The organism is Flavobacterium piscinae, from assembly GCF_004122145.1.
Lineage (GTDB): Bacteria > Bacteroidota > Bacteroidia > Flavobacteriales > Flavobacteriaceae > Flavobacterium > Flavobacterium piscinae.
Genome location: NZ_SBKQ01000008.1, coordinates 165,396 through 184,360, shown reverse-complemented (window position 1 = coordinate 184,360; position 18,965 = coordinate 165,396). Strand labels below are relative to the sequence as shown.

Here is an 18,965-nt window from a genome sequence, read left to right as displayed (position 1 = left end):
ATTTATAGTTTAAGCTGTTCCCTTCTCCTTTTAACTCATCATCTTTCTCTTGCCCTTGGAAGCCGTAGCGGTAATCATCTATGCTTTCAAACCGGTTTGGGATTAGCATGCCAAAAGGATAGTAATCTAAATCGTCATAAGTAGCCTTATTTATTAGAACGTAGCGAACAAAAAAAATAAAAAAATGTTCATTTTTTGCTTTTTTGTCACTTATCAAAGATAAAAAAATTAATGAAATGACAGGAAAATAATTGATTTAAATTTACCTTTTTAATCAAATAGTTAATTTTTGAAATGGTGTTTTATATTACAAAAAAAATATTAAATTGTACCATTCAAAATTTATACCATTGAGCACATCTAAATTTTCTTTTTTACAATTCGGTTTATTCATTTTTTTATTTGGTTCATTTGCAATACCAAATTTAAAAAAAAGAATAACCGATAAAGAGTATCGATATGAGTTTTATACTACTCAAAAAGAAGTTTCTGCCAAACAGGATCGACTTTATTATTGGTTTAAGGGTGGTGCTATCCATTCCTCAGAGTATGGTGTTTCGGGTGAATTATTAGATGGAGAATTTGAAAAGTTTTATCTCAGTAATCAATTGGCCGAAAAAGGAGTTTTTAAAAAAGGGTTAAAAGACGGTCTTTGGAAGACATGGCATTGGAATTAAATACCGTTTAAAAATAGTACTTAATTTAAGATTTAATAGTAGTATAATTTTTTAAATTTGTAATCTAAACTGTTCATCATGGCGGAAATAACCTTACAATTTGATGCAAAAAATACCTTAGCAAAGAAAACCATTGACTATATTCTTTCTCTAGGCGTATTTAAAAAAGTATCCGGTCTTGATCAAGCTCTTGAAGATGAAAAAAAAGGCCTAGTAAAAAAATATAAAAACAGTGACGATTTGTTTAAAAAAGTGCTTCGTTAATGTATTCTATTGTCACTACATCTAAATTTGATAAAAGTGTAAAACTTTGTCAAAAGAGAAATTAAAATTTAAATCTATTAAAGGAAGTCATTGACATTTTACAAGAAAAAGGGAAGTTATCTCAAAAATATAAACCCCACAAATTAAGTGGTAACTATAAAGATTGTTGGGAGTGCCATATCAAACCCGATTGGCTTTTAATTTGGAAACAAAATGATAGTGAATTAATCTTGTTACTCTTAGTCACCGGAACCCATAGCGATTTATTTTAGCTTGATTGACCAATAACTTTTGTATTTTTTTAAATAAAAAAGTTCAAAACAGATAACTGATAACAGACAACAGACTACCCTTTAATGAAACTCCCCAAACACCTTGGTCGCTTCATTATACGCACTTTCAAAACTCATTGGGCTGGTGTTCGTGTTCTGTTTTTGGGTGGTGAAATAGGATAATAATTTTTCGGTAGGCATGTTTCCGGTGAGGTCGTCTTTTGCCATGGGGCAACCGCCAAATCCTTGAATGGCTCCGTCAAAACGGCGACAACCGGCTTTATAAGCGGCATCAACTTTTTCAAACCATTTATCGGGAGTGGTATGTAAATGAGCACCAAACTCGATTTCTGGGTATTTGGTAATGAGATTCGAAAACAAATAATCAATCACCTCCGGGGTTGAACTTCCTACGGTATCTGAAAGCGATAGAATTTTAACACCCATGCCGGCTAATTTCTCCGTCCACTCCCCTACGATTTCCACATTCCACGGGTCGCCATACGGGTTTCCGAACCCCATCGAGAGATACGCCACCACTTCTTTGTTGGATTGGTCGGCAATGGCTAAAATTTCTTGTAACGTGATGATGGATTCGGCAATCGTTTTGTGTGTATTTCGCATTTGAAAATTCTCGGAAATCGAAAAGGGAAAACCCAAATACTGAATTTCTTTGTGCACCGACGCCAATTCTGCTCCTTTGGTATTAGCAATAATAGCCAATAATTTGCTACGGGTTTGCGATAAATCCAACCGTGCTAATACTTCCGCCGTATCCACCATTTGCGGAATCGCTTTTGGTGAAACAAAACTCCCAAAGTCCAATGTATCAAACCCTACCCGTAAGAGTGATTGTAAATAAAGTACCTTTCGTTCGGTGGGAATAAAGGTTTTAATGCCTTGCATGGCATCGCGTGGACATTCAATAATTTTTATTGGTTGCATAGGTGTTCAAATATAAGGAAGAATTTTGGAAATTGAAATAGTTTAATAGTATAAGGGTTTAAAAGTTTAAGAGGGAACACGGATAGGGAAATGGTTTAAGAGTTTAAAGGTTTAAAAGTTTAAGAGTGAACACAGATTTTAAGAATTGGAGAAATTTGAAAAAAATAGAGCATTCTCTAGTGTATGACAATTATCATTTTATTCTTCATTCCATCCGCTTATTTTTGAACTATATTTTACTTCGACAGTGAGAAGTTAAGAAGAAAATGTTCTCATTCATTCTTAACTTTTTACGGTTTAAAAGCGATAAAGGATGACTTTAATTCAAAAATACAATGTTCCCGGTCCAAGATACACCAGTTATCCCACGGTTCCTTATTGGAATGAAGAAGATTTTTCACTTTCAACATGGAAGGAAACATTGGTACATTCTTTCCTTGAATCGAATACTTCAGAAGGAATCAGTTTGTATATTCATTTGCCGTTTTGCGAAAGTTTATGCACCTTTTGCGGATGCAACAAACGCATCACCAAACGCCATGATGTGGAGCACCCCTATATAGATGCAGTCTTAAAAGAATGGGAATTGTATTGCGAACTCTTGCCTAAAAAACCCATTATCAAAGAAATTCATTTAGGAGGTGGTACCCCAACCTTCTTTTCTCCTGAAAACTTAGAGCACCTCATCAATGGATTGTTTGAAAATGCCGATAAACATCCCAATCATGAATTTAGTTTTGAAGGTCATCCCAACAATACAACAAGAGCTCACCTTCAAAAATTATATGACTTAGGGTTTCGACGGGTTAGTTTTGGCGTTCAGGATTATTCGCCAATAGTACAAGAAGCCATTCATCGTATTCAGTCGTTTCACAATGTGGCCAAAGTAACTTTTTGGGCTAGAGAAATTGGCTATACCTCTGTTGGTCATGATTTAATATTCGGATTGCCTTTTCAAACCTTGGAAGATGTGATCGATACGATTGATAAAACCAATTCGCTTCAACCTGATCGCTTGGCTTTTTACAGTTATGCTCACGTTCCGTGGATTAAAGGAAATGGACAACGCGGATTCAAAGACGAAGATTTACCCAAAGATGAAGAAAAACGTCTGTTGTATGAAATGGGTAAAAAACGACTTTCGGAAAACGGTTATCACGAAATTGGAATGGATCATTTTGCCTTAGAAACCGATAGTTTATATCATTCGTTTAACGAACGAAGACTACATCGCAATTTTATGGGTTACACCTCATCAAAAACCCAAGTGATGATTGGTTTGGGTGTTTCTTCGATAAGTGACAGTTGGTATAGTTTTGCACAAAATGTAAAAACACTGGAAGACTATTATGATGCGTTGGTACAAAATGAATTGCCGGTTTTTAGAGGCCATCTTTTAACGGACGAAGATTTAATCATTCGCAAACACATTTTGAATATCATGTGTCAGTTACAAACGTCTTGGAATGAATACGGTTATTATTTTTCTGAAATCAATCAAGTAGTGGAGCGATTGCATGAAATGGAAGAAGACGGATTGGTCATTATTACTAATCATTCGCTTACAGTAACTGAAAAAGGAAAAGCGTTTATTCGCAACATTTGCATGGCTTTTGATTTACGCATGACTCGAAAACTGCCGGAAACCAAATTGTTTTCGATGACGGTTTGATTTAATATACTTCTATCGTTTTGTAACTATTTCAATCTTTTTACCGTAAAACTCATATAAACTCTTTTTATCATGGGTGGATTTGGAAGTGCACAATCAATGAATACTATTATGAAAAATAATAGAGCACTGATTGGTAAAAGGAAATCTATGTTTTCTTCTAAGAAAGATTATTTAAGTTCACCATACGAGAATGAACATACTGAATTTATTGACCATAAAACAGCTTCACCTGAACTTTTAGAAGAAATCCGAAACAAGCTATTAAAAGAAAAAAAGAAATCTTTTATAGTGAACATACTATTTATTCTTTTGATTATAGCATTTACAATTGCAGTAACCATATATTATTTTTCAAATGTTAAAAAAGCAGATGAGAATCAAAAAACAGCTCAAATTGAATCGTTTAAACTTTCAAAAACTCATAAAGACTTTCAATTATTAATCAAAGACGGAGATGAATGGATGGAAACCGGAAACTTTGAAAATGCAATTTTTAGGTATAAAAGTGCTGCCAAATTAATTCCTAATCAGTTTGATGTGGAATACCGAATTTGTTTAGGATATGCTTATTTGTGTAGGTATGAAAACCTCGAATGTGAGCAAGGTAAAATTGCACTTGAACAAGCCATTTCTACTTTTCCTAACCAACAAAAGTTAATAGAATTAAGGAAATATTACTAAAAAAGCCCGACTTTCATCGGGCTTTATTTTAAAAACTTTTCAATTACACATCTACTAATTCTCTGTAAACTATTGAATCTCTTCTTGTTCTATTTGATAAATTACTTTTTCAAAATATGAAAATTCTTAACTTATAATTTAATTATTTTGACTGATTTAGATTTTCCTTTAGTATTCAATTTAGCAATATACGATCCAGCAGAGAAACTACTAATATCCAAAGAAAAATTTTCAGCATTAATTTGTTTTGATAGTACTGCTTGGCCTAGTAAATTATAAAGTGATAGACTTTCGATTGTTTCATTTAAATTAAAATAAACAAAATCTTTTGTTGGGTTGGGATAAAAAGAAATTGTATTGGTATCAAAATCAGAAGTTGAAAGTGTAATATTTTCAAAAATTCTTACATGACCAGCATTTGAGCCGTTTCCATCATTATATGGAGTACCAATTGCTACTATATTTCCATTATTGTTTAAAGAAATTGATCTGCCAAATTGATCTAATGAATTTTCTTCTAACAAGTCTGCCCCTTCTTGTAACCAATCTGAACCATTAAATTTAAATATTCTGGCATAACCCAATGCACCAACTGCGATGATGTTACCATCATTACTTAAACTGGTAGAAGTTCCAAAAAAATCACTACCAACATCACCCGTCAATGCTGAACCTTTTTGCGTCCAACTAGAACCATTCCAAGAGAAAACTAGAGTAGAGCCTATTGCACCATTTGAAAAAGAAAAAGCTCCGGATGTAACAGTGTTTCCAAATGCATCAATCGAAACTGAACTACCAAAATTACCATTTAAACCATCTCCATCTATATCCATACCTTTTTGTACCCATGATGTTCCATTCCATTCATATACACGTATGTGTCCTGATGTGGTTCCTCCTCCATCATTGCCTGCAGCACCAATTGCAATTGTATGTCCAGAAGCACTTAAATCTATAGAGTTACCTGAAAAATCTTGAGCAGCCTCTCCTTCTATATCATTACCTAGTTGTGTGTAGTTAGTACCATTCCATTGAAATAGACGAACGTGTCCTGCAAACTCTTGATTGCCTGAATTAGAACTTGCTCCAACAGCTATTATAGAACCATCATTATTGATTGCAACTGAACCGCCACAAGAATCATCTGGTGCTTCTCCAATAATATCTGTTCCACGTTGTATCCAATTGCTACCATTCCATTGAAAAACACGTGCATATCCAGGAGCTGTGGGACCTGCTAAAATACCCGGAGCTCCTACTATTAAGATATCCCCATTATTATTAATATCAATAGATTGACCAAAGTTATCTCCATTTCCGGAGGCATTAATGTCTGTACCTAATTGGCTCCAAGTAGTACCATTTCGTTCAAATACTCTAACTTGTCCTGCATTATTTGCTAATGCATCATTACGAGGTTCTCCAATTGCTATTATTGTACCATCACCATTAATACTTATAAATGTTCCAGATTCATCTCCGGCATTTTCTCCATCTATGTCCAATCCTATTTGGTTCCATTGTGCGAAAGAAACAAATGAAGTTAATAAAAATAAAAGTGTAATTTTTTTCATAGTCTAAAATTTAGGTGGTTGAGTAATTTTTTATCAAAATTCAACTATCCTTTCATATAATCTTTCACGTGTAGTTGTGAAAATACTTTTTTTAAGAAAATAAAAAGTAAAAAGTTATTCGTTAGACGCTTTAATTGCGACTGTAATAAGAGCTATTTTTTTGTATTTGGATTCTTTAATATCAAAATAAAGATACATTCTTCTTAATGAAGAACCAATTCCATCCACACTCATAAAAGCTTTTTCTGCTAATTCTTTGTTCGAAATATCCGGTTCTTTTAATAAGATGTTGAGTACATTCCAGTCGGTTTCGTTTAATTTTCGTTGGATGAAATTTTCTATCTTTTCTCGTACTAATTGATATTCATTTGTGTTTACAACAAGACTTGAAGTAACGTTACTTTTAAGATTATTTATTTCTTCAAGTAATTCATCTCTCTTTTCTCTACTTTTTTTATTATTTCTATTGAAATAAAATATTATAAGAATTATTAAAATAAATGAACCAAGAACAATACCAATGGTTTTTTGTTGTTGTTTAGAAACTAGTTCCGCTTTCTCTTTTTGTAGTTTTAGCTCATTTTTAACAAGTAGATCATCAAATTCATTTTTAACGACTTCTCTTATGAGTGAAAGTTTATTTCTTTCCAATTGAATACTATCTTTATATGTACTGTATTTCTGATACATCTCTAAAGATTTTTTTGAATTGTTTTCAGCCTGATAAACCTTGTATAATAAATCATAAAGTTTTAATTTTAATTCATGACTGGAATTTTTATCTAAATTTGCCAATATCGTTTCCCCTTTTTTTCTAGCTTCTTCGATATTTCCTTTTTTGAAATCTATTTTTGCAAATACGATTTCACTATCATCGATATAACCCTCGATTTTCAATTCCTTACTAATAATACTATTTTTATTTGCGAAATAAATAGCTTTTTGCAAGTCATTTAACTCGATGTAAATTTTAGCTAAAGTGGAATAGCAAGAAACTAAAAAAAACTTATCATTAGTCACCTCCAATATTTTTAGAGCTTTTTCGTAATGTGGTATAGCTTCCGTGTACTTTTTAAGTTCATAGTTGGTCCAGCCAATGTTTATATAAATAACCGCAATACTTCTTGGAGGAACGTCACTATTTTTACTTGCCGTGAGTGCTTTTTGATAATATGCTAAAGCTAAATCATAATTTTGTATGTATAAGTAAACATTACCAATGCTGCTTAACATTCGGGATTCTCCAATTTTGTCTTTGATTTCCTTATAAATCGTTAATGAATTAGTGAAATTTTGTAATGCTTCCTTATACATTTTTTTGTTAGCATAAACATTTCCTATATTACCTAAATTTATAGCTTTTAAAATTGGGTCGTTTAATTTTATAGCCAATTTTTTAGCTTCTTCATAGTAATGCATTGATAGGTCCAATTCTTCTTTTAGTCTATATATACCACCTCGGTCGTTTGCAACATTATAAAGTTCCTTTGAATTGTTTTTTTCTTTGGCTAGTTGGTAGTAATATTCTAATACTAGTAAGGTAGAGTCGGGTTGGGCTTGATTATTTAATTTATAATAGTCAGCTAAAGCATTAAATCGAATCGAATCCGCATTTTTAGTGTTTTCCCAAATTGCTTTTAGTTCATTCGATTTGTTTTGAGCAACAAAACTTGTAGTTAAAAAAAAGAAAAATAAGACTAACCTGAAAACATTTCTATACTTCATAGCACTGTACAAAATCCGACTAAAATTAATTTATACTCTTTATGAGAAATTATTTTTAAAATAAAAGCCCGACAAATATCGGGCTTTAAAATTAAATATGCATGAAGATTTTACACTTCTACTAAATCTTCTTTAAACGATTGAATTACTTCTTGTTGAATCTCATACGGCACTTTTTCGTAATGAGAAAATTCCATGTTTAATTTAGCTCTTCCTTGTGATAAAGATCGAACAGTTCCCATGAATTCATGCATCTCGGCAATAGGAATTAAAGCTTTAATTTTAGTAAAATGTCCTTCTGCATCCATGCCTTCCACCATCGAGCGATGGGATTGAATCGCACTCATGATTCCACCTGTGATTTCATCGGGAGTTACAATAATTACCTCGTGAATTGGTTCTAACAATTGTGGATTAGCATTGACAAAGTTTTCTTTAAACGCCATCATTCCGGCTATTTTGAAAGACAAATCATTGCTGTCAACCGCGTGCATTTTGCCATCATACACCAAAACACCTACATCTTGCACATGGGAACCAGTTAATGGTCCTTCTTGCATTTTTTCCATCACTCCTTTTAAAATGGAGGGATGAAAACGGGCATCAATTGCTCCACCCACAATGCAATTGTAATAAATTAATTTTCCGCCCCAAGGTAAATCTATTTCTTCTTTACCTCGTATAGGATAGCCTTTAGGGTCTGCGGTATCTGCTGTAATTGGGAATATTTTCATAGAAATTTCACCAAATTGCCCTGCTCCACCCGATTGTTTTTTATGGCGATACGTGGTTTCCGCTTCGGCTTGAATGGTTTCACGATAGGCCACTTTAGGTTTTTTAAAATCAACAGCTAATTTATGCGTATTTTCTAATTTCCATTTGATAACAGCCATGTGTAATTCTCCTTGGCAATGAATAATAGTTTGTTTTAATTCGGCTGATACCTCAACAATGATACTTGGGTCTTCTTCCACCAATTGATGCAATGCTGCTGAAAGTTTTTCTTCTTCCCCTTTTTTGGTTCCTTCTACAGCCATTGAAAAAGTTGGCGAAGGAAATTGAATCGGTTGAATAGATATGGGAAAACCTTTTTCATGCAACGTGTTGTTGGTATGCGTATTTTTTAATTTTAAGGTTGCTCCAATATCGCCGGCAGTCAACTCATCTACAGCGATTCGTTTATTGCCTTCCATTTCAAACAATTGCATGATTTTTTCCACTTGTCCGGTTTCTTCATTAGTCAATTCATCACCCACTTTAATTGTTCCGGAAAGTACTTTAAAGAAACTCAACTCTCCTACATGCGGTTCAGAAACCGTTTTATAAATAAAAATGGCTGTTTTTGCTTTGTCATCACATGGAATCTCACGGTTGTCAATAGTTAATTGAGGTGGCATTTCATAGGCAGACGGACACACATTATCAATAAATCCCATCAATCGTCCTCCACCCATATTTAATTTAGCCGAAACACAAAAAACAGGGAAAATTTCATGTTTGAGTAAGGAATGATGCAAGCCCAATTTCATTTCGTCTTCGTTTAATTCGCCTTTCTCAAAATAGTTTTCCATCAAACGTTCGTCGTTGGCGGCAATCGTTTCAATCAATTCTTGGTGCAATTGTTTTGCTTTTTCTTTCTCTGCATCCGGAATAGGGAGTTTTTCCGGTTTTCCACCATCAGAAGGATATTGATACATGACCATGTTCAATACATCAATCACCGCATTAAAATTTGGACCTTGATTAACCGGATACTGAACTATTACCAATTGATTACCAAAATGAGCTTTAGCTTCAGCTACTGTTTTATCAAAATCAGCTTGTTCATGATCGAGTTGATTTACCGCAAAAATGACAGGAAGTTTGAATTCATCGGTATATTGCCAAATAATATCGGTGCCTACTTCTACTCCCATTCTAGCGTTCAGAAGCATTACACCACATTCGGAAACCCGCATCGCACTGATGATCTCACCGGACAAATCATCATAACCGGGCGTGTCTAATATGTTAATTTTATAGCCTTTCCATTTTGAATTGACCAATTTAGAGAAAAGTGTTTTTCCTTTTTCATGTTCAATGTCGGTATAATCGGCAATTGTATTTTTTTCCTCAACTGTTCCTCTTCTGTTAATGATTCCTGATTCAAATAACATGGCTTCAGCCAATGTCGTTTTACCGCTACCGGTATGACCCAGTAGCACCACATTTTTTACGTGTTTACTATCGAATTGTAACATAACTGTACATTTAGAAATTATACCATAAATTTCGGATTAAATACGCAGTTAAAACATGACTTTCATCAGGTTATAAAAGAAAACGAACAACTTTTAAGGGTTGCTCGTTTCCAAAACTGAAAAACTAAAAAATCTTAATGACAATCCGGATTGGCTTGAACAATTAATGAGGTAGTTTTTGGAGAAAGATAAGGGATATCCAATCCCATCCCTCTCACTATGAATAAACTCCCGATGATGAATACCATGATGGGAATCATTTTTTGAATTTTATTGCGAACCGGTACAGTTATAAAATTCGCGATCAACACCACGGCACTCATCATGGGGATAGTTCCTATTCCGAATAATAACATATAGGTTGCTCCTAACCATTCACTTTGCATGGCAATAGCTCCGAAAAGTGCTGCATAGACCATTCCGCAAGGTAAGAAGCCGTTTAATAAACCCATCGTGAATAAAGCATCAAACGTTTTCCTTTTGAATTGTGCTCCCAAATGACTTTTTACTTTTGAAATAACTTTATAAATGGGTTTTGAAAAATTGTATTGAGCCATTTTCTTTTCAGGAATAATGACAAAAAGTATCATCAAAATGCCAACTAAAACAGATAATTGTTGCTGTAAGCCGGCCAAAAAAAGTCCTTTTCCTAAAATTCCGAAAAACAAACCCAACATCCCATATGCTGTCAATCTACCAAGATGATAAAGGAAAATTTGAAAAATCCTTTTTGCCGCATTATTTCGGTTAACAGGAATCATCATGGCAATCGGGCCACACATGCCGATGCAATGAAAGCTGCTGATTAATCCGAAAAGGAGTGCGGTGTATAGCATGGTGGTGATAGGTGATGGATGATGGATGATGGATGATGGATGATGGGTGATGATTTTGACCAATTACCCATTACCTATAACCCATTACCTTTTTATAAATAAATAGTTTTCTTCGTTAAAATCTCTTTTCCGTCATACGTCCAATCAATAGAAATGTCCCAACGACCGCCCACCAAATTGTTTTTAGGTATGAGCAAATGTGGACCGGAAAGTGAAATAGGAACTTCAAAATCCAGTTTTTGGTTTGACGGTCGGTAAAGGGACACTTTTCCTTTGATTTTACTAATATCCATATCGGTTGGGAAGACGATTTTTAGTCCTTCCTCCTGAGATATAATCTGTACGGGTTGAGCTAAATTTTTATCATTTTGCTCTTTTTCCATTTGTTTTTCAAAAACAAGCTCTTGCTTATAGTATTCTTGCACTACTAATTCATTATCGTATTTACTATCCGATTGCACTTTGAATACAAAGTATAAGATGAATGTCATAAATAGTCCAAATGCGATTACAATGGCTGTTCCCCAGTTGATTTTCATAATATTTATTTTTTTTAGCATCGGACTGAAGTCCGATGAAAGTTAGCTAAAGCAAGAAGATTAATTAAAGCTTCTAGGCCCCATGAAGTTAGTAGTAGCTGTTTCTATAAGATTTTCACCATCATACACTTCAATTTTTAATTTTATTTTATCGCCTTCAATGTAGGCCGGATTGATTTCGATAAATAAGGTTCCTTTGGCAATTCCATCCGGTTTTACCTTGATTTTTGGTTTACCAACCAGAATAATTTCACCTTTTGGTTCCACCAATTTAAATGTCACTGCTTCAAATTGCTTTGTGGTTTTATTGACAATTTTATAGGTGTACACATTGCTGATATTTTCACCTTTGTGTTCAAACAATTGACCCGGAAGTCGCAGTACTGTTGCTTCGACATCATTTCTTAAAAACAACATACCGATTAAGACGCCAATTAAAATGGTTAACACAGCGGTATAACCTTTCATTCTAGTAGTAAAGACAAATTTTTCTTTTTTAACAATCTCATCTTCACTGGCGTAACGAATTAATCCTTTAGATAATCCTACGCTTTCCATGATGGTATCGCATTCGTCAATACAAGCGGTGCAATTAATACATTCTAGTTGTGTTCCATTGCGAATATCTATTCCGGTGGGACAAACATGTACACATTGCTTACAATCGATACAATCGCCTTTTCCGGTGGCAGCTCTGTCTTCTTGTTTATTGAATTTTGCTCTGCCCAATTCTTTTTCACCACGAACGTGATCGTAGGCCACATTAATGGATTTATTGTCTAACAAAACGCCTTGCATTCTGCCATATGGACAAGCAATAATACACACTTGTTCTCTGAACCAAGCAAATACAAAATAAAATACGGCTGTAAAAATCAATAAGGCTATTAAAGTGCTGGTGTGTAAGGCAGGACCTTCTTTTATCATTAACAACAACCGATCACTACTGACCAAATAGGCTAAAAAAACATTGGCTATTAAGAACGAAATCACAAAAAAGATAATCCATTTGGTCACTCTTTTTCTGATTTTTTCTGCATTCCATTCTTGTTTTTGCAAACGAATTTGTGCTCCTCTATCGCCATCAATCCAATATTCGATTCGGCGAAAGACCATTTCCATAAAAATGGTCTGCGGACAAAACCATCCACAAAAAATTCTACCAAAAACTACTGTAAACAATGCCAACCCTACCACACCAATAATCATGGAAATCACAAATAAGTGAAAATCCTGAGGCCAAAAAGGAAAACTGAAAATATTAAATCTTCTTTCTAATACATTGAACATCAAAAACTGATGTCCGTTAATTTTGACAAAAGGAGCTGCCAATAAGAACACCAACAAAAAATAACTCAAGAGTTTTCGTTTATCGTAAAAAGGTCCTTTCGGTTTTTTAGGAAAAATAAATGCTCTTTTGCCTTCTTTATTAATGGTACCAATGGTATCTCTAAAACTTTCGTCGGGTAACTTGCTCATACCTTAAAAATTTAGATTTTACAAATCCCGATTTACACCGGGATTTGTTTTTTTTATTTTACTACCGCTACAATTTCTGTCTTTGTGGTATCGGTAACAGTAGTATCTTTGATTGTTTCTGTTTTTGTAGCATTTTCATCTACCCAAACATCGCCCTCAGGAGCTTTACCCTCTTTTGGATTAGTTCCTTGTAAAGACAACACATAACTGGCCACTTTTTGAATATCAGAGGGTTTGATTTCTGTTTTCCAAGGCACCATCCCTTTTCCCTCACGACCACCTTCCATAATGGTATTGAACACATTTTTGATTCCACCGCCCAAAATCCAGTGGTTATCGGTGAGGTTTGGTCCGATAGAACCACCGCCATCCGCTTTGTGACAAGCCACACATTTTGCTTCAAAAATTGATTTTCCTTCAGCCAAAGCAGTAGCATCCGTTAAAAGTGTTACTTTTTCTTTATCCATTAAATCAGGTGCCGTTAGTTTGTATTTTTCAACTTCTGCTTTAGCAATGGCCATTTCTGTTTCAAATTCAGAAGCTTGGTCATAGTCGTTGAAAATATGGAACCTTACCAAATAGACAAAAGCAAAAATGATGGTTAAGTAGAATAAATTCACCCACCAAGGAGGTAGCACATTGTCCAATTCTTTGATGCCATCATAATCATGATCTAACATTACATCATGTTCTTCTTCAATTTCTTTAGAACGGGTTAATTTTTTCATGATTCCTTGATAAAAAGCACTTTCTGTAAATGGTAATGATTGTGCTTCTTCCAATTGTTTTTTCTGTTCCTCAGAAAGTAAATGATAAGTAACTTTATCAACGGCACTTACCACAATTTCTATAGCAACTAACAGGAATAAGAAAACCCCTAAAAACAAAGCTACCATAGGGTATTCTATAAATGCAGGCTTATCGCCGGAGTCAATAAAATATTCCATTGCACCCATTACAAGGGCAAAAATCAACGGAACACGAACGTATGATGGAATTAATTTTTTCATATTTTACAACTAATAAGGTTAACTAATTATCTTCTTTTAAAGGGATATCACTTAATTCATTAATTTTTTCTTTGCTATAAGTGAATACCCAAAATAAAAGTAAAGCAAAGAAGATGAAGAAAATGCTGAGCGAAATAATCGGATAAATCTCTATCCCGGAGATACTGTCCATATGACCTTTAATAAACTTGAGCATAACAATTATTTTTGAGCAGTTTCTTTAACTTTAATATCTGTACCAAGTCGTTGTAAGTAAGCAATAAGAGCAGTAATTTCTCTGTCTTTCATAGCAACGAACTCTTCACCACGTGTAGCTGCATTCTTTTTACTTTCTTCATACGATTTTACAAAATCAGGATCAGCATGTAAATTTTTCTCAATTTGAGCAGCTTGTTCATCAATTGATTTTCTGGCATTAGCAATTTCTTCAGGAGTGTAGGGAACACCCAATGTCACCATCACTTCCATTTTTTTCTCAATTTGAGAATAATCCATTGGTTTATTATCATATAACCATTTGTAGCCCGGCATAATCGAACCCGGAGAGGTACTTTGCGGATCCCACATGTGATTAAAATGCCAATTATCATTGTATTTTCCACCTAAACGTTTTAAATCAGGACCGGTACGTTTGGAACCCCATAAGAATGGATGATCATACACATATTCACCCGCTTTTGAATATTCACCATAGCGTTCCACTTCAGAACGGAACGGACGAATCATTTGTGAGTGACAACCTACACAACCTTCGCGGATGTATAAATCGCGGCCTTCTAATTCTAACGGAGTATATGGTTTAACGGAAGCAATTGTTGGTATATTCGATTTTACTACAATTGTTGGTATAATTTGTATGATACCACCAATTAAAATAGCCACTAATGACAATACTGTAAATTGAATAGGTCTTCTTTCTAACCAAGAATGCCATTTTTCACCTTTCATTCTTCTGGAAGAAATGACAGCTAAAGCAGGGGCTTCCGCTAATTCGTCTTCTACTTTGGAACCGGCGGCAACTGTTTTTACAACATTGTATACTAACACGATTAAACCGGTCACATAAAGTGTTCCACCGATGGCACGCATCCAATACATTGGCATGATTTGGGTAACCGTTTCTAAGAAGTTTCCATACACCAATGTTCCATCAGGGTTGAATTGTTTCCACATAGAAGCTTGTGTAAATCCGGCAACATATAATGGTAAAGCATATAAAACAATTCCTAATGTTCCAATCCAAAAATGGAAATTGGCTAATTTTTCAGAATACAATTTGGTTTTGGTCATACGAGGAATCAACCAATAAATCATACCAAAGGTCATGAATCCGTTCCAAGCTAAGGCACCCACGTGCACGTGAGCAATAATCCAATCGGTAAAGTGAGCAATTGCGTTTACGTTTTTAAGCGAAAGCATTGGTCCTTCAAATGTGGCCATACCATATCCGGTAATACCCACTACAAAGAATTTCAAAACGGCATCGGTTCTCACTTTGTCCCAAACTCCTCTTAATGTCAGTAATCCGTTAATCATCCCCCCCCAAGATGGAGCAATCAACATCACTGAGAAAACAACTCCTAAATTTTGAGCCCAATCCGGTAAGGCGGAATATAATAAATGGTGAGGTCCAGCCCAAATGTAGATGAAAATCAACGACCAAAAGTGGATGATTGACAATCGGTATGAATACACAGGACGATTGGCCACTTTAGGTACAAAATAATACATCAAACCTAAAAACGGAGTCGTTAAGAAGAATGCCACCGCATTATGTCCATACCACCATTGTACCAGAGCATCTTGCACACCGGCATACACCGAATAACTTTTTAAAGCTGATACAGGAAGTTCCAAACTGTTAAAAATATGAAGCACCGCAACGGTAACGAACGTGGCAATATAAAACCAAATCGCTACATAAATATGACGTTCTCTCCGTTTGATGATAGTCATAATCATGTTGATACCAAACACTACCCAAATTAGAGCAATGGCAATGTCGATTGGCCATTCTAATTCGGCATATTCTTTTGAAGTTGAATACCCTAAAGGTAAAGTGATGGCAGCGGCAACAATAATTAATTGCCATCCCCAGAAGTTGATATTGCTTAACAAATCACTGTACATTCTGGTTTTCAATAATCGTTGCATGGAATAATAGACACCGGCAAAAATGGCGTTACCCACAAAAGCAAAGATTACTGCATTGGTATGTAAAGGTCTTAATCTACCAAAACTTAGGAACGAAATTCCATCGGTTAAATTGGGAAATAAAAACAGGATGGCCAAAATGAGGCCTACTAACATTCCGACTACTCCAAAGACGATACAGGCGTAGAGGAACTTCTTTACAATTTTGTTGTCGTAATAAAATTGTTGCATCTCCATAATTATACTTGTTTTTCTTTAATTGTTTGTATTGGTTTTTTGTTGGTTTTTATTTTGAGTTCATCGTCAAAAAGCATTCTGACGGAAGGAGTATAATCATCATCATACTGACCGCTTCTAACTGCTTTAATAAAAGCATAAAGAAAAAATACGGCCACAATGATGCTGATAGTGATTAAAATGTAAATGACGCTCATACCTTAAATTTATGTTAACAAAGTTAATTTGACTGCTTTTTATAAAACATGATATTTGTCATGCTTATTAATTTTAGTTTTGAGTAGCGGGTTTCGTGCGTAAAGATTGGTCATAATCGTTACAAAACTCACAATTGTAATTGTACTTAATGGCATGATAATCGCGGCTACAAGAGGAGATAAATTTCCGGTTACAGCAAAACTCAATCCTACCAAATTATAAGTTAAAGAAAGACCAAAACTCATGTAAATTGTTTTCATGGCGTTTTTGGAATACTGCATAAAAAAACCGATTGCAGAAAATTGAGAAGCATCTAAAATGCCGTCGCACGCCGGTGAAAAAACATTCACATTTTCTGAAATTGAAATACCAATATTACTTTGAGCCAAGGCACCGGAATCGTTTAATCCATCGCCAATCATCATGACATTTTTACCTTGTTTTTGAAGGTTCTCGATGTATTGCAATTTTTCTTCCGGTTTTTGATTGAATACTAAAGTGGTCGTTTCAGGTAACATTTTTTCTAAAATCTTACGTTCGCCATCATTGTCACCGGATAAGATAACTAAATTGTATTTTTTAGCTAATTGAAAAAACAATTGCTCTAACCCTTCTCTGTATTGATTATTAAACACATAACTTCCTTTGTAAACCCCATTAATTTCCACATGTACTTTGGTTTTTTTATGTGTATTCTCCGTCATCGTTTTTAAAAACTGTGATGAGCCTAATTTGATGGTATTGCCTTCTATTTCGGCAAAAATTCCTTTCCCTATTATTTCTTCAAAATGGGTGGGATTTACTTTCGCTTGGGCAGGAATAAAATCATATAACCTTCTGCTCAATGGATGATTGGAACCTCTGAGTGCGTTGTTCAGCAATTTCAATTCTTGTTCGCTCAAAGGAATGCCTTCGTATGTAATAGCCGTTTTTTTATTGGTGGTAATCGTTCCTGTTTTGTCAAAAACCAAGGTATCTACTTGAGCCAATTGTTCAATTACGGTGGCGTTTTTGAGATAGAATTTTCGTTTACCTAAAATTCGAAGCACATTGCCCAACGTAAAAGGAGCGGTTAATGCCAAAGCACAAGGACAAGCTACAATCAATATCGCCGTAAACACATTAAAGGCTGTATTGGTATCGATTAAAATCCAAAACAAAAATGAAACAATTGCCAAACTAAGTAAAGCCGGTGTGAAATAACGACTGATTTTATCAGTTACCGTTTTGTGTTTTACTTCCACTTTTTTCTGAAAAACGTCGTTGCTCCACAATTGGGTAAGATAACTTTGTGAAACAGAAAAAAGCACTTCCATTTCGATAATTTTCCCCACTTGTTTTCCCCCGGCATAGATTTTATCACCCGATTTTTTTTCGATGGCAACCGCTTCTCCGGTCACAAAACTGTAGTCAATGGATGCTTTTTCGGAAATTAAAATTCCATCCACCGGAATTAATTCCTGATTTCGGATTAAAAGTCGATCTCCTTTTTGAATGTCATATACTTGAACAGACGTTTCTGAACCATCGGCTAAAACTTTAGTAATCGCAATTGGGAAATAGGATTTATAATCGCGTTCAAAAGAGAGAAATGCGTAGGTTTTTTGTTGAAATAATTTTCCCAACAACATAAAAAAGATGAGTCCGGTCATACTGTCAAAAAAACCTTGACCATAATCGAAGACGATATCAATTGTACTTCTGACAAACATCACTACAATTCCCAATGCGATTGGGATATCAATGTTCAAGAATCCTGATTTTATACTTTTGTAAGCTGAAACATAATAGCCACTGGCGGAATAAAAGAAAGATGGCAATGAAATTCCGAAAATCAACCAACGGAAAAATCCTCGGTATTCGTTAATCCAATATTCCTCTACTTCAAAATATTCCGGAAAAGAAAGCAACATGATGTTCCCGAAACAAAAAAAGGCTACACCGATTTTATAAATTAAACTGCGGTCGATGTCTTTTTTTCCATTATCAAAATTCTCTAAACTGATATACGGTTCATAACCGATTGAACTCAATAATTCGACAATTTTCTTCAAAGAAGTTTGTTCAGGATGAAAAGTGACACGGACTTTTTTCTCAGGAAAATTTACTTGAGAAGTAATTATTCCCTGCTGAAGTTTCTGTAGATTTTCCAAAATCCAAATACACGAACTACAGTGTATATGCGGAATGTAGAGTGAAACAATATGAGTTGTATCCTCTTGGAATTCGAGAAGTTTAATAACAATGTCTTCATTGTCTAAAAAATCATATTTACCTTGTATATCTTGTGGTGTGGCACCCGGAGCTGCCTGAAAATCATAATAACACGATAAATCATTTTGACTGAAAATTTCGTAAACGGTTTTGCAACCATTGCAACAAAAACTTTTTTCGTCAAAAATAATTTCGTCTTTTTTATTAATTTCATTACCACAATGGAAACAATTTTCTGTGTCCAT

At 34.6% G+C, this 18,965-nt stretch carries 16 protein-coding genes and 1 pseudogene; 5 read left to right on the top strand and 12 right to left on the bottom strand.

What is annotated here, in order from left to right; all coding sequences use genetic code 11:
* Positions 1-350: 350 nt before the first annotated feature.
* The 3 genes and pseudogenes from EQG68_RS09390 to EQG68_RS15245 form a co-directional block, all read left to right on the top strand.
* Positions 351-677 carry a toxin-antitoxin system YwqK family antitoxin gene (locus EQG68_RS09390; protein WP_129464607.1) on the top strand — a complete coding sequence of 109 codons (327 nt, stop codon included), beginning with the start codon at positions 351-353 and terminating at the stop codon, positions 675-677.
* Between the two features lie 78 nt (positions 678-755).
* Positions 756-941 (top strand): hypothetical protein, encoded by a 186-nt coding sequence (locus EQG68_RS09385; protein ID WP_129464605.1) that lies wholly within the window; start codon positions 756-758, stop codon positions 939-941.
* Between the two features lie 77 nt (positions 942-1,018).
* Positions 1,019-1,213, top strand: a pseudogene (locus EQG68_RS15245) (type II toxin-antitoxin system YafQ family toxin); the annotation flags it as partial.
* A gap of 81 nt (positions 1,214-1,294) precedes the next feature.
* Here the strand turns inward: EQG68_RS15245 and EQG68_RS09375 are convergent.
* Entirely contained in the window at positions 1,295-2,158 is an 864-nt protein-coding gene (locus tag EQG68_RS09375) for a hydroxymethylglutaryl-CoA lyase (protein ID WP_129464603.1), read from the bottom strand.
* Between the two features lie 313 nt (positions 2,159-2,471).
* Between EQG68_RS09375 and hemN the strand changes: the two genes are divergently transcribed.
* Entirely contained in the window at positions 2,472-3,830 is a 1,359-nt protein-coding gene (gene hemN, locus EQG68_RS09370; RefSeq protein WP_129464601.1) for an oxygen-independent coproporphyrinogen III oxidase, read from the top strand.
* A 111-nt stretch (positions 3,831-3,941) separates the two neighbouring features.
* Entirely contained in the window at positions 3,942-4,514 is a 573-nt protein-coding gene (locus tag EQG68_RS09365; RefSeq protein ID WP_129464600.1) for a hypothetical protein, read from the top strand.
* A 131-nt stretch (positions 4,515-4,645) separates the two neighbouring features.
* Here the strand turns inward: EQG68_RS09365 and EQG68_RS09360 are convergent, their stop codons facing one another.
* The 11 genes from EQG68_RS09360 to EQG68_RS09310 all read right to left on the bottom strand — a co-directional run bounded on the left by EQG68_RS09360 (position 4,646) and on the right by EQG68_RS09310 (position 18,965).
* Positions 4,646-6,088 carry a T9SS type A sorting domain-containing protein gene (locus tag EQG68_RS09360; RefSeq protein ID WP_129464598.1) on the bottom strand — a complete coding sequence of 481 codons (1,443 nt, stop codon included), beginning with the start codon at positions 6,086-6,088 and terminating at the stop codon, positions 4,646-4,648.
* A 114-nt stretch (positions 6,089-6,202) separates the two neighbouring features.
* Positions 6,203-7,813, bottom strand: coding sequence for a tetratricopeptide repeat protein (locus EQG68_RS09355; protein ID WP_129464596.1), 1,611 nt, complete (start codon positions 7,811-7,813; stop codon positions 6,203-6,205).
* 110 nt (positions 7,814-7,923) lie between these two features.
* Entirely contained in the window at positions 7,924-10,053 is a 2,130-nt protein-coding gene (locus tag EQG68_RS09350; RefSeq protein WP_129464594.1) for an elongation factor G, read from the bottom strand.
* A gap of 134 nt (positions 10,054-10,187) precedes the next feature.
* Positions 10,188-10,889, bottom strand: a complete 702-nt coding sequence (locus EQG68_RS09345) for a sulfite exporter TauE/SafE family protein (protein WP_129464623.1) — start codon at positions 10,887-10,889, stop codon at positions 10,188-10,190.
* A gap of 92 nt (positions 10,890-10,981) precedes the next feature.
* Entirely contained in the window at positions 10,982-11,428 is a 447-nt protein-coding gene (locus tag EQG68_RS09340; RefSeq protein ID WP_129464592.1) for a FixH family protein, read from the bottom strand.
* 60 nt (positions 11,429-11,488) lie between these two features.
* On the bottom strand, positions 11,489-12,907 hold the full coding sequence (gene ccoG, locus EQG68_RS09335; protein WP_129464590.1) for a cytochrome c oxidase accessory protein CcoG: 1,419 nt from the start codon (positions 12,905-12,907) through the stop codon (positions 11,489-11,491).
* A 53-nt stretch (positions 12,908-12,960) separates the two neighbouring features.
* Positions 12,961-13,917: a cbb3-type cytochrome c oxidase N-terminal domain-containing protein gene (locus EQG68_RS09330; RefSeq protein WP_129464587.1), complete on the bottom strand. Its 957-nt coding sequence runs from the start codon at positions 13,915-13,917 to the stop codon at positions 12,961-12,963.
* A gap of 22 nt (positions 13,918-13,939) precedes the next feature.
* Positions 13,940-14,113: a CcoQ/FixQ family Cbb3-type cytochrome c oxidase assembly chaperone gene (locus EQG68_RS09325; RefSeq protein ID WP_129464585.1), complete on the bottom strand. Its 174-nt coding sequence runs from the start codon at positions 14,111-14,113 to the stop codon at positions 13,940-13,942.
* Positions 14,114-14,118: 5 nt separating this feature from the next.
* Entirely contained in the window at positions 14,119-16,308 is a 2,190-nt protein-coding gene (gene ccoN, locus EQG68_RS09320) for a cytochrome-c oxidase, cbb3-type subunit I (RefSeq protein WP_129464583.1), read from the bottom strand.
* Between the two features lie 2 nt (positions 16,309-16,310).
* Positions 16,311-16,505, bottom strand: a complete 195-nt coding sequence (ccoS, locus tag EQG68_RS09315) for a cbb3-type cytochrome oxidase assembly protein CcoS (protein ID WP_129464581.1) — start codon at positions 16,503-16,505, stop codon at positions 16,311-16,313.
* A 39-nt stretch (positions 16,506-16,544) separates the two neighbouring features.
* Positions 16,545-18,965: a heavy metal translocating P-type ATPase gene (locus EQG68_RS09310; protein ID WP_129464579.1), complete on the bottom strand. Its 2,421-nt coding sequence runs from the start codon at positions 18,963-18,965 to the stop codon at positions 16,545-16,547.

Bases quoted from the DNA above. Each gene is read 5' to 3' on its own strand.
- EQG68_RS09385 (WP_129464605.1), top strand. From the start codon at position 756: ATGGCGGAAATAACCTTACAATTTGATGCAAAAAATACCTTAGCAAAG.
- EQG68_RS09375 (WP_129464603.1), bottom strand. From the start codon at position 2,158: ATGCAACCAATAAAAATTATTGAATGTCCACGCGATGCCATGCAAGGC.
- hemN (WP_129464601.1), top strand. From the start codon at position 2,472: ATGACTTTAATTCAAAAATACAATGTTCCCGGTCCAAGATACACCAGT.
- EQG68_RS09365 (WP_129464600.1), top strand. From the start codon at position 3,942: ATGAAAAATAATAGAGCACTGATTGGTAAAAGGAAATCTATGTTTTCT.
- EQG68_RS09360 (WP_129464598.1), bottom strand. From the start codon at position 6,088: ATGAAAAAAATTACACTTTTATTTTTATTAACTTCATTTGTTTCTTTC.
- EQG68_RS09355 (WP_129464596.1), bottom strand. From the start codon at position 7,813: ATGAAGTATAGAAATGTTTTCAGGTTAGTCTTATTTTTCTTTTTTTTA.
- EQG68_RS09350 (WP_129464594.1), bottom strand. From the start codon at position 10,053: ATGTTACAATTCGATAGTAAACACGTAAAAAATGTGGTGCTACTGGGT.
- EQG68_RS09345 (WP_129464623.1), bottom strand. From the start codon at position 10,889: ATGCTATACACCGCACTCCTTTTCGGATTAATCAGCAGCTTTCATTGC.
- EQG68_RS09340 (WP_129464592.1), bottom strand. From the start codon at position 11,428: ATGAAAATCAACTGGGGAACAGCCATTGTAATCGCATTTGGACTATTT.
- ccoG (WP_129464590.1), bottom strand. From the start codon at position 12,907: ATGAGCAAGTTACCCGACGAAAGTTTTAGAGATACCATTGGTACCATT.
- EQG68_RS09330 (WP_129464587.1), bottom strand. From the start codon at position 13,917: ATGAAAAAATTAATTCCATCATACGTTCGTGTTCCGTTGATTTTTGCC.
- EQG68_RS09325 (WP_129464585.1), bottom strand. From the start codon at position 14,113: ATGCTCAAGTTTATTAAAGGTCATATGGACAGTATCTCCGGGATAGAG.
- ccoN (WP_129464583.1), bottom strand. From the start codon at position 16,308: ATGGAGATGCAACAATTTTATTACGACAACAAAATTGTAAAGAAGTTC.
- ccoS (WP_129464581.1), bottom strand. From the start codon at position 16,505: ATGAGCGTCATTTACATTTTAATCACTATCAGCATCATTGTGGCCGTA.
- EQG68_RS09310 (WP_129464579.1), bottom strand. From the start codon at position 18,965: ATGGACACAGAAAATTGTTTCCATTGTGGTAATGAAATTAATAAAAAA.